Origin of the sequence: Reyranella sp., assembly GCF_052439685.1 — a bacterium.
GTDB lineage: Bacteria > Pseudomonadota > Alphaproteobacteria > Reyranellales > Reyranellaceae > Reyranella.
This window is the reverse complement of sequence record NZ_JBQVQG010000016.1, coordinates 33,968-47,394: the sequence shown is the minus strand read 5'-3', so window position 1 is coordinate 47,394 and position 13,427 is coordinate 33,968. Positions and strand designations below refer to the sequence as shown.

General features: G+C 66.7%; 13 protein-coding genes. 9 read left to right on the top strand and 4 right to left on the bottom strand.

Annotated elements, in window-relative coordinates; translation table 11 throughout:
• Positions 1–31: 31 nt before the first annotated feature.
• The 5 genes from ACT6UX_RS19515 (at position 32) to ACT6UX_RS19495 (ending at position 4,927) form a co-directional block, all read left to right on the top strand.
• Positions 32–868, top strand: coding sequence for a dienelactone hydrolase family protein (locus ACT6UX_RS19515; RefSeq protein WP_444776812.1), 837 nt, complete (start codon positions 32–34; stop codon positions 866–868).
• A gap of 21 nt (positions 869–889) precedes the next feature.
• Positions 890–2,143, top strand: coding sequence for a carbohydrate porin (locus tag ACT6UX_RS19510; protein ID WP_444776811.1), 1,254 nt, complete (start codon positions 890–892; stop codon positions 2,141–2,143).
• A gap of 65 nt (positions 2,144–2,208) precedes the next feature.
• Positions 2,209–2,703, top strand: coding sequence for a dihydrofolate reductase family protein (locus ACT6UX_RS19505; RefSeq protein ID WP_444776810.1), 495 nt, complete (start codon positions 2,209–2,211; stop codon positions 2,701–2,703).
• A 193-nt stretch (positions 2,704–2,896) separates the two neighbouring features.
• Positions 2,897–4,480, top strand: coding sequence for a B12-binding domain-containing radical SAM protein (locus ACT6UX_RS19500; RefSeq protein WP_444776901.1), 1,584 nt, complete (start codon positions 2,897–2,899; stop codon positions 4,478–4,480).
• 30 nt (positions 4,481–4,510) lie between these two features.
• Entirely contained in the window at positions 4,511–4,927 is a 417-nt protein-coding gene (locus ACT6UX_RS19495) for a GNAT family N-acetyltransferase (RefSeq protein WP_444776809.1), read from the top strand.
• Here the strand turns inward: ACT6UX_RS19495 and ACT6UX_RS19490 are convergent.
• Genes ACT6UX_RS19490 through fsa form a run of 4 tightly spaced genes read right to left on the bottom strand, consistent with a single transcriptional unit; the run spans position 4,905 to position 7,955 of the window.
• The gene (locus tag ACT6UX_RS19490) at positions 4,905–5,609 is read right to left on the bottom strand and encodes an aspartate/glutamate racemase family protein (RefSeq protein ID WP_444776808.1); all 705 of its coding nucleotides are present in this window, start codon (positions 5,607–5,609) and stop codon (positions 4,905–4,907) included. The two genes, ACT6UX_RS19495 and ACT6UX_RS19490, sit on opposite strands and share 23 nt — an antisense overlap.
• A 2-nt stretch (positions 5,610–5,611) precedes the next feature.
• Positions 5,612–6,544 carry a tyrosine recombinase XerC gene (locus ACT6UX_RS19485; RefSeq protein WP_444776807.1) on the bottom strand — a complete coding sequence of 311 codons (933 nt, stop codon included), beginning with the start codon at positions 6,542–6,544 and terminating at the stop codon, positions 5,612–5,614.
• Positions 6,545–6,551: 7 nt separating this feature from the next.
• Positions 6,552–7,283, bottom strand: a complete 732-nt coding sequence (locus ACT6UX_RS19480) for a DUF484 family protein (RefSeq protein ID WP_444776806.1) — start codon at positions 7,281–7,283, stop codon at positions 6,552–6,554.
• A 15-nt stretch (positions 7,284–7,298) separates the two neighbouring features.
• Positions 7,299–7,955, bottom strand: coding sequence for a fructose-6-phosphate aldolase (gene fsa, locus ACT6UX_RS19475; protein ID WP_444776805.1), 657 nt, complete (start codon positions 7,953–7,955; stop codon positions 7,299–7,301).
• Between the two features lie 109 nt (positions 7,956–8,064).
• Between fsa and ACT6UX_RS19470 the strand changes: the two genes are divergently transcribed.
• The 4 genes from ACT6UX_RS19470 (at position 8,065) to ACT6UX_RS19455 (ending at position 13,407) form a co-directional block, all read left to right on the top strand.
• Positions 8,065–10,236: a primosomal protein N' gene (locus ACT6UX_RS19470; RefSeq protein ID WP_444776804.1), complete on the top strand. Its 2,172-nt coding sequence runs from the start codon at positions 8,065–8,067 to the stop codon at positions 10,234–10,236.
• A gap of 188 nt (positions 10,237–10,424) precedes the next feature.
• Positions 10,425–10,979 (top strand): F0F1 ATP synthase subunit delta, encoded by a 555-nt coding sequence (locus ACT6UX_RS19465; protein ID WP_444776803.1) that lies wholly within the window; start codon positions 10,425–10,427, stop codon positions 10,977–10,979.
• Positions 10,979–12,505, top strand: coding sequence for a F0F1 ATP synthase subunit alpha (gene atpA / locus ACT6UX_RS19460; protein WP_444776802.1), 1,527 nt, complete (start codon positions 10,979–10,981; stop codon positions 12,503–12,505). The genes ACT6UX_RS19465 and atpA overlap by 1 nt, the downstream gene beginning before the upstream one ends.
• 17 nt (positions 12,506–12,522) lie before the next feature.
• A complete protein-coding gene (locus ACT6UX_RS19455) occupies positions 12,523–13,407 on the top strand; it encodes a F0F1 ATP synthase subunit gamma (protein WP_444776801.1) in 885 nt (294 codons plus the stop codon).
• The last annotated feature ends 20 nt before the right edge of the window (positions 13,408–13,427 follow it).

The following is a 13,427-nucleotide window of genomic DNA, read 5'->3' as shown; positions in this document are numbered from 1 at the left end:
GTGTCCGCTATTGCTTGGTTTACGGTCCGGCATGCTCGCCAGACTGACAGTCCTGCTCGCTCTGCTGTGCGCCACGCCCGCCTTGGCCCAGCAGAACGTCCGCGTTCCCGTAGAGCAAGGGGGGCGCACGGTCCAGCTGTCGGCGCAGCTCTTCCGTCCGGCCAAGGCCACTGCGGCGGTGCCTGCGGTGGCGCTGTTCCACGGCTGCGGCGGGCCGGGGCAGAACACGGCGCGCATGGCCGGCCTGCTCGCCTCCTGGGGCTATGCGGCGCTGGTGGTCGACAGTTTCTCGGCGCGCGGCCTCAAGGATGTCTGCGGCCGTAACTGGCCGACCGAGGCCGCTGCCGAGGTGCGAGCCGGCGACATCGATGCGTCGCTCGCTTGGCTCGCGAAGCAGCCGGGCGTCGATCCGCGTCGGCTCGCCTACATGGGCTATTCCTACGGCGGCGGGGTGGCGACGCTGCGCGCCCTGTCGGGCAAACCCGAAGACCGCACGCCGGCCGTGGCCCGCGCCGTCGTGCTGGTCTATCCGGACTGTGCGCTGGCCGATGCCCTGGGGCCGCGCCTCGCAGTGCGCCAGCCCACCTTCTTCGCCATGGGCGCGCTCGACGACTGGACGCCGGTCTCACAATGCCGGGCGATGTTGGAGCGTGTCGTGCGCGGCCGCGAGCTGGTTGAAACGAAAGTTTACGAAAACGCTCATCATAGCTTCGATGCGCTGGGCTTGCCGGTGCGCTATCTCGACGGGGTTGGCAACCGCAGCAAGCCCGGCGGTTGCTGCGGGGCGCATTACGGCGCGCACGAACCGGCCTGGAGGCAGTTCGTGGTCGACGTGAAGGCGTTCCTGGAGAAGGCGCTGAAGCCATAGACGCGGGCCGGCAGGAGCGGCATGCGTTCGACGATCTGGATTGGCGGTCTGCTCGCCCTGTTCCTGCCGGGTGCGGCAGCCTACGCTCAGGATGTGGCCGCCGCCGATGACGACGATGTGCGTCATGTCGGCAAGATCCACAACCGGTTGCGGGCGGCCGAGGCGCGCGAGAAGTATTTCCTGGAACAGCCCTTCGACGACGCCTCGCGGCGCTATGCCAAGGCGAAGCAGAAGATCCAGGACACCACCGGCATCTTCTACTCGATGACCTCGTCGGTGCTGAGCCAGTGGGGAACGCCGGGCAGCGACTATGGGGCGGTGCAGGCCCAGTTCTCGCCGGCAGTGAACTGGGAGGTGTTCGACAATCCCCGATTCGGTGCGGGGTCCTTCCAGTTCGCCTACCTCGCGACGCAATACTGGTCGGGCCAGACGGGCACCACCCTGCAGAACCGCCTGAACCTCAACAGTCCGGTCAACGACTATGCGGACAACCAGCTCACCTTTGCGCAGGTGAGCTACACACAGGATTTTCCAGGCAATGTCGTGTCGCTGACGGTGGGTCAGTATCCTTTCTCGAACTTCGACGGCAACGCCTATTCCAACAATGAGCAGGTCAACTTCATCGGCTATTCGCTGGCCCAGAACGGCAGCCAGAATTACTCCCAGGGCAGTCTCGGCGCCTATGTCCAGCTGAGCTTGAGTGACGAGCTGACCTTTGCCGCGGGCTTCCAGGATGCCAACAACGTCGCGGCCAGCAACTACATCCAATTCAGTACGGTGGCGCAGGGCCAGTACTCCTGGTTCGTCTACGGTGCCTGGTCCCCGACTTGGGGTAAGCTCGGCCAGGGCAGCTATTCGCTGCTCTATTACAACCTGCCCAGCGTCCAGATGCAGCCGCAGGCGAGTTCGGGCCTGTCCTTCAGCGCCTCCCAGCCGCTCGGCGACAAATGGGGCCTGTTCCTGCGCGCCAACACCGCCTGGAATTCCAGCCAGTACATACAGTCGTCGATCGCCGGCGGCGCGGTCTACAACAACCCGCTGGGCCGCGCGCCGCTCGACCAGATCGGCCTGGGCTTCGCCTGGAACAGGGTCAACCAGGCCCTCTATGCCGACACCTTCGTGAATCCCAGCGAGACGATGGTCGAACTCTACTGGTCGTGGTCGGTTCGACACCTATTGATCACACCCGATGTTCAGCTTTATTTCCAGCCGGCGCTGGCACCGACGCATCAGATGGCGGCAGTCTTCTCGCTGCGCCTGACGGTGTTGTTCTAGTTTCAGCGGGGTATTGATGACGAGGACGATCTGGCATTGCCACATCGCCACATCGCCACATCGCCATGTCGCTCGATGGCAAGATCGCGCGCCCCGACGGCGCGTTCGACTGGCTGGAAGGCCATCCCGCCGAGGAGTTCGGCCTCGAGGCCTTTCTGGCGAGCGTCGATGCGATCCTGATGGGGCGCGACACCTACGAGGTCATACGAGGGCTGGGCGACTGGCCTTATGGCGACAAGGCTACGATCGTCATGACCAGCCGTCCGCTGGCCGATCCGCCTCGGGGAGTCGAGGTACGGTCGGGCGATCTCGGGCTCGTCGCCGCCGAACTGGAAGCACGTGGCTATGCGCGTGTCTGGGTCGAGGGCGGTGCGAACGTGATCCGCGGCATGATCGCGGCCGGCAAGCTCGACGTGCTGGAGATGGCCATCGTGCCGATCCTTCTGGGCGACGGCATCCCGCTCATCGCGCCAGGCACGCCGGAACTGAAACTGACCTTGAAGTCCTGCGAGCCGCGCAGCGGCGGTGCTCTGCACGTCGTCTACGAAGCGGCCCGATAGGCCTGACCGCAATGGCTCGGCGGAAGGGTACCCGGCGATTGTGCGGGATGTCTCCGTGTGTTCAAATTCCTGCGGAAGTTCGCCGCGTCGACTGTGCGTAACGTCGCGAACGAACCGCCATTCGATCGACCGATGCTGATGCTTTTCCCTGATACCAGGCGAAGGAGCGGCCGTGACGACACCGAATGTTCTCATGATCTTCCCGCGCTTCAATCCGAACTCCTTCTGGAGCCTGCAGGCGGCTTGCGACATCCACGGCGTGCGCTGTCCGGCGCCGCCGCTCGGCCTCATCACGCTGGCAGCGCTCCTGCCGCGCGATTGGAACATCAGGCTGGTGAACCGCAATGCCGAGGCGCTGGATCCCGCCGACCTCGCCTGGGCCGACATGGTGATGACCGGCGGAATGCTGCCGCAGCGCGTGGACTCGCTCGAGATCATCCGGCTGGCGCAGGCGCAGGGCAAGCCGGTGGTCGTCGGCGGGCCGGACGCCATGTCCAGCCCCGAACTCTTCGAGCATGCGGACTTCCTGGTGATCGGCGAGGCCGAGGGCGTCATCGGACAATTCGTCGACGCCTGGACCGCCGGTGCGAAGCGCGGGCGTTTCGAAGCCGAGAAATTCAAGACCGACATCACGGCGAGCCCGATCCCGCGCTTCGACCTGCTCAATTTCGATCACTACCTCTTCGTCGGCGTGCAGTTCTCGCGCGGCTGTCCGTTCAATTGCGAATTCTGCGACATCATCGAGCTGTTCGGGCGCGTGCCGCGGTCCAAGACCGTGCCGCAGATGCTGGCCGAGCTGCAGGCGCTGCACGATGCCGGCTATCGTGGCCATGTCGACTTCGTCGACGACAATCTCATCGGCAACAAGAAGGCGTTGAAGCAGTTCCTTCCCGCCCTCGAGGCCTGGCAGAAGAGCACGGGCTATCCCTTCATGTTCTCGACCGAGGCGTCCATCAACCTGGCCGACGATGCCGAGTTGCTCGACATGATGAGGCGCGCCAACTTCTTCGCCATCTTCGTCGGCATCGAGAGTCCCGATACCGCAACGCTCGTCTCGACGCGCAAGAAGCAGAACACGCGCCGCAGCCTGGCCGAGAGTGTGCACCGGATCCATGCGGCGGGAATGATGGTGATCGCCGGCTTCATCGTCGGCTTCGACACCGAAGAGCTTGGCGTGGCCGAGGCGATGATCGAGTGCATCGAAGCCACCTGCATCCCGGTCTGCATGGTCGGCCTGCTGACCGCATTGCCGACCACGCAACTGACCCGCCGCCTGGAGAAGGAGGGCCGCCTGCTGCCCTTCGCCGACCTGGGACGGGGCGATCAGTGCACGGCGGGCCTCAACTTCGTGACCCGCCGTCCGCGCATCGACATCCTGCGGGACTACAAGGCGATCCTCGAAGCGACCTACCGGCCGGCCGCCTACTTCGAGCGCGTGCGGCGGTCGGGGCTCAACCTGCGGCGGCCGAGCCATCCCGTCACGGCACGGCCGGTCGTGTCGCCGCGCGACCGGAACACGCTGCTGCGCCTGATGTGGAGAATGACCGTCACGCATCCGTTCCTGGCCCGGTATTTCTGGCGGACGTTTGTCGACATCGCCCGGCACAATCCGTCTGCGCTGGAGGTGGTGGTCATCCAGGTCACGCTCTACCTGCATCTCGGGCCGTTCGCGAAGTCGGTCGTCGCGGAGATCGACCGGCAGATCGCGAGCCTCGAACGCGAGTCGCGATCGCAACCGGCGGTACAGGAGGCTGGCGTTCTGCAACGGGCCGTGTAGGGTCGCGCCTTTCACCGTCATGGGCCCCGAATGATCCGTAAAGCGACCAGCGCCGACCGTCCCCGCATTTCCGAGGTGCGTCTCGCCGTCCGCGAGAATCAACTCAGCGCGAGGTCCGTAGGCAAGGTCGAGGCGACGGCCAACTGGATCTTCGAAAACGCGACCTTCTGGGTCTGGGAGGAGGACGGCGCGGTGCAGGGCTTCTCCGTTGCCGATCCACGCGACGGCACGATCTTCGGCCTGTTCATCCATCCGGATTGGGAAGGTCGCGGGCTTGGCCGCGCGCTGCTGCCGCTCGCCTGCGAGGATCTGCGGGCGGCGGGTTTTGCCGTGGCGAGACTGACGACCGGCGCCGGCACGCGGGCCGAACGCTTCTATCGGGAGAATGGCTGGGAAGAGATCGGTCGCCAGGACGACGGTGAGATCATTTTCCAGAAGCCCCTGTAACGGCACGCTTCAGGGCTGCGCGCGCGAGCAGCCGCGTCGAATCGAGCGTCGGCAGGGGCGAGTTGCCGTCGTTCATGATCAGCGGAATCTCGGTACAGCCCAGCACGACGGCGTCGCAGCCCTCGCTTTTCATGCGGTCCATCACGCGCTGGAAGGTCGCGATGCCTTGCGGCGTGAAGCGGCTCTGCACCAGCTCGTCCATGATGAGGCGGCTGGTCTCGTCGCGTTCGGCGTCGGTCGGCCGCAGCCACGCGAGCCCTTCGGCTTCGATCTTCTGCGGATAGACGTCGCTGTCGACCAGCCAGCGCGTGCCGGTGATGCCGAGCTTCCTGTAGCCGCGCGCCGCCGCTTCGGCAGCGACGACTTCGGCGATGTGCAGCCAGGGCAGGGGCGAGCGCGGCAGCACCAACTCCATCGCCTGGTGGATGGTGTTGTCGGGACAGATCAGGAAATCCGCGCCCGCTCGCGCGAGCTTGTGCGCCGACGACAGCATCAGCTCGGCCACGCCGGCGCGGTCGCCACGGTCGAGGCACGTGACGTAGTCGGCCAGGGAATGGGTGTGCAGCGAGACTTCGGGATGGGCGTGCGGGCCCATGAGGCCGGCGCCGCCGACGCAGATCGTCCTGTAGCAGAGCGCCGCGCCCTCGGCGGAGCAGGCGACGATGCCGATATGCTGGGCCATGGTCATCCTTTCGCGCGCGGATGGGCCGCGCGATAGACCGCGGCGAGCCGTGCCGCGTCGACGTCGGTGTAGCGCTGGGTCGTCGACAGCGACGCGTGCCCCAGCAGTTCCTGGATGGTGCGCAGGTCGCCGCCGGCACCCAGCAGGTGGGTGGCGAAGGAGTGGCGCAGCGCGTGCGGCGTCACGCTTTCGGCTAGGCCGAGGTCGCGGCGGATCTCGCGCACCCGCTTCTGCACGATGGCGGGATCGAGCGCGCCGCCGCGCGCGCCCATGAAGACGCGGTCGGAGGGTTTCGCCGCCGCGAGCCATGGGCAGGCGTCGCGGTATTTCCGGAGCGCCTGCAGCGCCTGCGGCAGCAAGGGCACCAGCCGCGTCTTGTTGCCCTTGCCGGTGACGGCGAGCGTGTCGCGGCCGCTCTTCAGCAGGTCTTCGACCTCGGCCTTGGTGAGCGCCAGCGCCTCGCCGATGCGCAGGCCCGCGCCGTAGAGCAGGATCAGCACGGCGGCGTCGCGCAGGTCGATCCACGGCGCGCGCTCGCGGTCGGGCTCGGCCGCGAGCAGATCCTCCATGTCGCGCTCGCTCAGCGCCTTCGGCACGGAGCGTGGCAGCTTGGGCGTCTGGATGGTGGCGATGCTCGCATTGTGGGCGAGCTTGTTCTTGTCGAGGAAGCGGAAGAAGGAGCGCACCGAGGAGAAGGCGCGCGCCGTCGAGGAGCGTGCCATGCCCTGACGCGAGCGCTCGGCCAACCAGGCGCGAAACTCGGCGGGTTTCAGCCGGGCGAGCGCTTCGAGCGTCGGCGTGTCGCCGAGATAGGTCGCCATGAAACCGAGGAACGTCGCGACGTCGTGTTCGTAGGCGATCAGCGTGTGGTCGGCGAGCCGGCGCTCGCTCTTCAGCCAGTCGCGCCACGCCGCCCGTGCGTCAGCGACACTCATGCCGTGCCTACTCGGGCAGGTCGAGCCAGGCGCGAATGGTGTTCTCCAGCACCTTGGACAGGAAGAACAGGAGTTCGGTCGACATCTCCGGCCCGAAGGCCTCGGGGTCACGGGCGCCGAAGCACATGACGCCGTCGGGCGAACCCGACGAGACCTGCAGGCGCATCAGCACGTCGGACTTCACGAAGCGCGCCACGTCGCCGAAGAACGCCTCCTCGCCCACGATGCTGGAGCGCAGGCGGGCATGCTTGTCCGGGCCGATGGCGGCATCGATCGCCCCCGGCGCCAGCACGTAGACGCCGCGCACCGGCACGCGCTTGGGGGCGTCGGCATTGGCCTCGATCGCGAGCGTGATGAAGTCGACGTCGAGCAGCTCGGGCAGCTCGTGCGTGACGACATGGATCATCTTCTCGAAGGTCGTCGCCTGGATGATGCTGATGACCGCCGCCTGGATGCGGTTCTGGACGATCTGGTTCTGCTTGGAGTTGGCGATGATCTCGGTGCGCTCGACCTTGAGCTTCTCGATCTCGCCACGCAGGCGCTTCAGGATCGCCTGCTGCATGTCGATGACGCCAGGCCCCTGGACGCGCGGCGTGATGCCCATCTCGGTGGCCAGCTCGCCGTGCTTGTCGAAGAAATCGAGATGGGCCTTGAGATAGGCCACGACGTCGTCGGCGGTGATCAGCTTCACCTGCCGGCCGGAGCCGTCGGGCGCCGGAATCGTACCGTCATTGGCCATGTGCCCGTCTCCGGGTCAGAGGATCGACTGGCCGGTCTTGGCCCAGTCGTCGAGGAAGGCCTTGAGACCGTTGTCCGTCAGGGTGTGCTTGAAGAGCTGGCGGAGCACGTTGGGCGGCAGGGTGCCGACATGGGCGCCGAGCTTGGCGGCGGCGATCACATGCTGGGTGTGACGGATCGAGGCCACCAGGACCTCGGTCTTGAAGTGCGGATACTGGCGGTAGATCGTCATGATCTCGCCGATCAGATGCATGCCGTCCTGGCCGATATCGTCGAGGCGGCCGACGAACGGCGAGACGAAGGTGGCGCCCGCCTTGGCCGCCAGCAATGCCTGCGCCGCCGAGAAGCACAGGGTGACGTTCACCATGGTGCCTTCGGAGGTCAGCACCTTGCAGGTCTTGAGTCCGTCCGGCGTCAGCGGCACCTTCACCGTGACGTTGTTCGCGAGCTTGGCGAGCTTGCGGCCTTCCTCCAGCATCGTCTTGTGGTCGGTCGCGACCGTTTCGGCGCTGACCGGGCCCGGGACGATGGCGCAGATCTCCTTGATGACGTCGAGCATCTGCCGGCCGGACTTGGCGATCAGCGAGGGGTTGGTCGTCACGCCGTCGAGAAGTCCTGAGGCCGCGAGATCCGTGATATCGGCGACATCGGCGGTATCGACGAAGAACTTCATATAAACTACCCCAATGGCCGGTGATTCGGACTCGCCCGTTACCACAATTTCTAGCGATTCCCCTTCGGAGCCACAAGCCAAGGGGATCGCGTCGTCGCGTCTAGACCCGGTGGAAAACACGATCAAGGTCCTGCTGCCGTTGCCGCTCGGCGATGCCTATGATTATCGCGTTCCCGAAGGCATGCTCGTGCTGCCGGGACATTTCGTCGTGGTGCCGCTCGGCAAGCGCGAGACCATCGGTGTCGCGTGGGGCGCCGGTACGGGCGATGTCGCGCCGGAGAAGTTGCGCGATGTGATCGCCGTCCTTCCCGCACTACCCATGGCCGATGCGATGCGCCGCTTCGTCGACTGGGTGTCGGCCTATACGCTGATGCCTGCAGGTGCCGTGCTGCGCATGGCGATGAGCGTGCCCTCCGCCCTGGAGGCTCCCAAGACCGAACTCGTCTATCGACCGGCCGCGCCGACCGACGATACCGCGCTCAAACTCACGGCGGCGCGCCGTCGCGTGCTCGAGCAATTGAAAGACGGGCCGGCGATGACCGCGTCGGAACTGGCGCATCTTGCCGGAGTCGGTACCTCGGTCGTCAAGAGCATGGCGCTGCTCGGTCTCCTGGAGGCGCAGGAACGCACCGTGCGCCGATCCTTCCCGCAGCCGGACGGGCTGCACGCCGGGCCGACCCTGTCGCCGGCGCAGAAGATCGCCGCCGACGGACTCGTTTCCAAGGTGAAGGCCCATGCCTTCTCGGCGACGCTGCTCGACGGCGTGCCGGGCGCCGGCAAGACGGAGGTCTATTTCGAGGCGATTGCCGCCTGCCTGGCCGCGGGCCGCCAGGTGCTGGTGCTGCTGCCGGAGATCGCGCTTACGGCGCAGTGGCTGAAGCGCTTCGAGGATCGCTTCGGCGCGCTGCCCTCGCCCTGGCATTCGGGCCTCACCAGTCTCGAACGCCGCGAGACTTGGCGCGCCATCGCCGAAGGGAGGGTGGGCGTCGTCGTCGGTGCACGCTCCGCGCTGTTCCTGCCCTTCGCCAGTCTCGGCCTGATCGTGGTCGACGAGGAACACGACAGTTCGTTCAAACAGGACGAAGGCGTCGTCTACAATGCGCGCGACATGGCGGTGGTGCGCGCGCGACTCGCGTCCGCGCCCATCGTGCTGGCATCGGCGACGCCATCGCTCGAAAGCGTCGTCAACGTGAAGACTGGCCGCTATGGCGAGGTCCATCTGCCGGGGCGGCATGGCGGGCATCGGCTGGCGGCCCTGAAGGCCATCGATCTGCGGCGCGATGCGCCGCCGCGCGGGCGCTGGCTTTCGCCACCGGTCGTCGAGGCCATGAAGGAGACGCTGGCGGCCGGCGAGCAGACGCTGCTGTTCCTCAATCGCCGCGGCTATGCGCCGATCACGCTCTGCCGGGCCTGCGGCTCGGGGCTCGAATGTCCACAATGCTCGGCCTGGCTGGTCGAGCACCGGTTTCGCCGCACCCTGGTCTGCCATCATTGCGGCTATTCCGAGCCGCCTGCCCACACCTGCCGGCACTGCGGGGCGGTCGACCAGTTCGTCGCCTGCGGTCCCGGCGTCGAACGGCTGGCGGAGGAGGCGCTGGAGCTCTTTCCCGAGGCGCGGCTGGAACTCTTCACCTCGGACAGCCTGATGAGCCGCGACGAGGCGTCGGCGGCGGTCGATCGCATGGAGAAGGGCGAGATCGACATCCTGATCGGCACGCAGATGGCGGCGAAAGGCCATCATTTTCCCAATCTGACCCTCGTGGCGGTGATCGATGCCGATCTCGGCCTGAACGGCGGCGACCTGCGCGCGGCCGAGCGAACCTTCCAACTCCTCTACCAGGTCGCCGGTCGTGCCGGTCGCGACGGCCGGCCGGGCCGGGCGCTGATCCAGACGCACAATCCCGAGCATCCCGTCATGCAGGCGCTGGTGTCGGGCGATCGCGACCAATTCGTCGACGTCGAGCTCCAGGACCGGGCTCTGGCCGGCATGCCGCCCTATGGGCGGCTGGCCTCGCTGATCGTTTCCGGGCCGGATCCCGCCGCGGTGGACAATGTCTGTGCGGCGCTGGCCCGCCACGCGCCGCATCAGGAAGGTGTCATCATCCTGGGGCCGTCGGTCGCACCGATGGCGCTGCTGCGCGGCCGGCACAGGCGGCGCTTCCTGCTCAAGGCCGGCCGCGACACGGCCGTACAGCCCTTGCTGCATGCCTGGCTCGAGCGGATCGGCCTGCCCGGTTCGGTCCGTCTGCAGGTCGATGTCGACCCCTATTCCTTCCTCTGAGACCCCCCGCGCCGAAAAACCGCTGTAGAACAGTGCTTTGCCGACGTTGCGCCGGGAAATGCAGCATGGTAGCAACGCGCGCTTTTCCGGGGTGGGGCGGCAAGCAACGCAGGGCGTTCTGCTGAAGAAAAGCGTGTAATTTCAATGGCTTGCCGGCTGCGTTCCGCGGCAGGGGAGAGGCTCTCGACGTGACCACCGCAACCACCGGCGTTGCCGGACGCTACGCCAGCGCCCTTTTTGAGCTCGCGGACGGCTCGAAGTCCCTCGATCAGGTCGCGCAGGACCTCACCACCTTCCGCAAGATGGTCGACGAGAGCTCGGACCTCGCCCGGCTCATCGCCAGCCCGGTCATTCCGCGCGCCCTGCAGGGCAAGGCCCTGCTCGCCGTGCTCGACGCCGCCGGCATTTCCGGTCTGACCCGCAATTTCGTCGGTACTGTGGCCGCCAACGGCCGCGCCCGCGACCTGCCGGCCATGGCTGCGGCGTTCCTCGCCGAGCTGGCCGCCCGCCGCGGCGAGACGACCGCCACGGTCACCTCGGCCGTTCCGCTGTCGCCCGCCCAGCTGCAGCAGCTCAGCGATGCGCTGCGCTCGGTGCTGGGCAGTAACAAAGTTTCCATCGACGCTCGCGTCGAACCCGACATTCTCGGCGGTCTCGTCGTGAAGGTCGGCTCGCGCCTGTTCGATTCGTCTGTCCGCAGCAAGCTGCAGCGCTTGCAGCTTGCCATGAAGGGAGTTGCCTAATGGATATCCGTGCCGCCGAAATCTCGGCCATTCTGAAGCAGCAGATCGCCAATTTCGGCAACGAGGCCGAGGTGGCCGAGGTCGGCCAGGTCCTCTCCGTCGGTGACGGCATCGCGCGCGTCTACGGCCTCGACAGCGTCAAGGCCGGCGAGATGGTCGAGTTCCCCGGCGGCATCAAGGGCATGGCGCTGAACCTCGAGAGCGACAATGTCGGCGTCGTCATCTTCGGCGAAGATCGCACGATCCGCGAGGGCGACACGGTCAAGCGTACCGGCACCATCGTCGACGTTCCGGTCGGCAAGGGCCTGCTCGGCCGCGTGGTCGACGGTCTCGGCAACCCGATCGACGGCAAGGGCCCGATCCAGTCGACCGAGCGCCGCCTCGTCGAGGTCAAGGCGCCCGGCATCATTCCGCGCAAGTCGGTGAACGAGCCGATGCAGACCGGCCTCAAGGCCGTCGACTCGCTGGTCCCGGTCGGCCGCGGCCAGCGCGAGCTGATCATCGGCGACCGCCAGACCGGCAAGACCGCCGTCGCGATCGACACCTTCCTGAACCAGAAGGGCATCAACAAGGGCACCGACGAGAGCCGCAAGCTCTACTGTGTCTATGTCGCCATCGGCCAGAAGCGCTCGACCGTCGCCCAGATCGTGAAGACGCTCGAGGACAACGGCGCGCTGGAATACTCCATCGTCGTGGCCGCCACCGCGTCCGACCCGGCGCCCATGCAGTTCCTCGCGCCCTACACCGGCTGCGCCATGGGCGAGTACTTCCGCGACAACGGCATGCACGCCGTGATCGTTTATGACGATCTTTCCAAGCAGGCCGTCGCCTACCGCCAGATGTCGCTGCTGCTGCGCCGCCCGCCGGGCCGCGAAGCCTATCCCGGCGACGTGTTCTATCTCCATTCGCGCCTGCTCGAGCGCGCCGCCAAGCTGAACGAGAAGAACGGCGCGGGTTCGCTGACGGCGCTGCCGATCATCGAGACGCAGGCCGGCGACGTGTCGGCCTACATCCCGACCAACGTGATCTCGATCACCGACGGCCAGATCTTCCTCGAGACCGAGCTGTTCTATCAGGGCATCCGTCCGGCCATTAACGTCGGTCTGTCGGTCAGCCGCGTCGGCTCGGCGGCGCAGATCAAGGCGATGAAGCAGGTCGCCGGCACCATCAAGCTGGAGCTGGCGCAGTATCGCGAAATGGCGGCCTTCGCCCAGTTCGCCTCGGACCTCGACGCGTCGACCCAGCGCCTGCTGGCGCGCGGCCAGCGCCTGACCGAGCTGCTGAAGCAGGGCCAGTTCTCGCCGATGCCGGTCGAAGAGCAGGTCATCTCGCTCTATGCCGGCACCCGCGGCTTCCTCGACACGCTGCCGGTGAACAAGGTCAACGACTTCGAGCACCAGCTGCTCGATGCCATCCGCGCCGAAGGCTCGATCCTCGCGTCGATCCGCGAGAAGCGCGAGATCGTCAAGGAGACCGACGACAAGCTGAAGGCGTTCCTCGGCGATTTCGTCAAGAAGTTCGCCTAAGGCGCTCGCAGGTTTAGATGCCCAGTCTCAAGACCTACCGGCTCCGGATCCGAAGCGTCCAGTCGACGCAGAAGATCACGAAGGCCATGAAGATGGTGGCCGCCGCCAAGCTGCGGCGCGCGCAGGAGCAGGCCGCCGCGGCCCGCCCCTATGCGGAGTCCATGGATAAGATCCTGGCGTCGCTCGGTGCGAGCTTCCAGGGCGCTTCCGGCGGTCCGCGCCTGCTGGTGGGCACCGGTTCCGACCAGGTGCACCTCGTCATCGTCGCCACCGGCGACCGTGGCCTGTGCGGCGGTTTCAACAGCACGATCGTGCGCGAGGCGCGCCGTCAGATCCGCGCCCTGCTGGCCGAAGGCAAGACGGTCAAGATCTTCTGCGTCGGCCGCAAGGGCCGCGATCAGCTGCGCCGCGACTTCGGTTCGCTGATCGTCGAGACGATCACCGATCTCGGCCGCCCGCGCCTGTCCTTCGGCGATGCTCAGAAGGTCGCGGCGCGCGTCATGGAAATGTACGACGCCGGCGAATTCGACGTCGCCAAGGTGATCTTCAATCACTTCAAGTCGGCGATGACCCAGGTCGTCACCGTGCAGCAGCTCATCCCGCCGCCGATGCCGGAAGCCTCGGCCGCGCCGGCCGCCGCCGGCGGCGCGATCTACGAGTTCGAGCCGGACGAGGGCGAGATCCTCGCCGACCTGCTGCCGCGCAATCTCACCGTCCAGATGTTCCGCATCCTGCTGGAGAACGCCGCGAGCTTCTACGGCTCGCAGATGACGGCCATGGACAACGCCTCGCGCAACGCAGGCGACGTGATCAAGAAGCTGACGCTGCAGATGAACCGCTCGCGCCAGGCCTCGATCACCAAGGAACTCATCGAGATCATCTCGGGCGCCGAGGCCGTCTAGGCCGGCTGCCACGCAATCGA

What these genes read in the sequence shown, in the direction of transcription:
- ACT6UX_RS19495 (WP_444776809.1), top strand. Translation starts at nt 4,511, where the DNA reads ATGATCCGTAAAGCGACCAGCGCCGACCGTCCCCGCATTTCCGAGGTG.
- fsa (WP_444776805.1), bottom strand. Translation starts at nt 7,955, where the DNA reads ATGAAGTTCTTCGTCGATACCGCCGATGTCGCCGATATCACGGATCTC.
- ACT6UX_RS19455 (WP_444776801.1), top strand. Translation starts at nt 12,523, where the DNA reads ATGCCCAGTCTCAAGACCTACCGGCTCCGGATCCGAAGCGTCCAGTCG.
- ACT6UX_RS19510 (WP_444776811.1), top strand. Translation starts at nt 890, where the DNA reads ATGCGTTCGACGATCTGGATTGGCGGTCTGCTCGCCCTGTTCCTGCCG.
- ACT6UX_RS19480 (WP_444776806.1), bottom strand. Translation starts at nt 7,283, where the DNA reads ATGGCCAATGACGGTACGATTCCGGCGCCCGACGGCTCCGGCCGGCAG.
- ACT6UX_RS19515 (WP_444776812.1), top strand. Translation starts at nt 32, where the DNA reads ATGCTCGCCAGACTGACAGTCCTGCTCGCTCTGCTGTGCGCCACGCCC.
- ACT6UX_RS19505 (WP_444776810.1), top strand. Translation starts at nt 2,209, where the DNA reads ATGTCGCTCGATGGCAAGATCGCGCGCCCCGACGGCGCGTTCGACTGG.
- ACT6UX_RS19490 (WP_444776808.1), bottom strand. Translation starts at nt 5,609, where the DNA reads ATGGCCCAGCATATCGGCATCGTCGCCTGCTCCGCCGAGGGCGCGGCG.
- ACT6UX_RS19500 (WP_444776901.1), top strand. Translation starts at nt 2,897, where the DNA reads ATGATCTTCCCGCGCTTCAATCCGAACTCCTTCTGGAGCCTGCAGGCG.
- ACT6UX_RS19485 (WP_444776807.1), bottom strand. Translation starts at nt 6,544, where the DNA reads ATGAGTGTCGCTGACGCACGGGCGGCGTGGCGCGACTGGCTGAAGAGC.
- atpA (WP_444776802.1), top strand. Translation starts at nt 10,979, where the DNA reads ATGGATATCCGTGCCGCCGAAATCTCGGCCATTCTGAAGCAGCAGATC.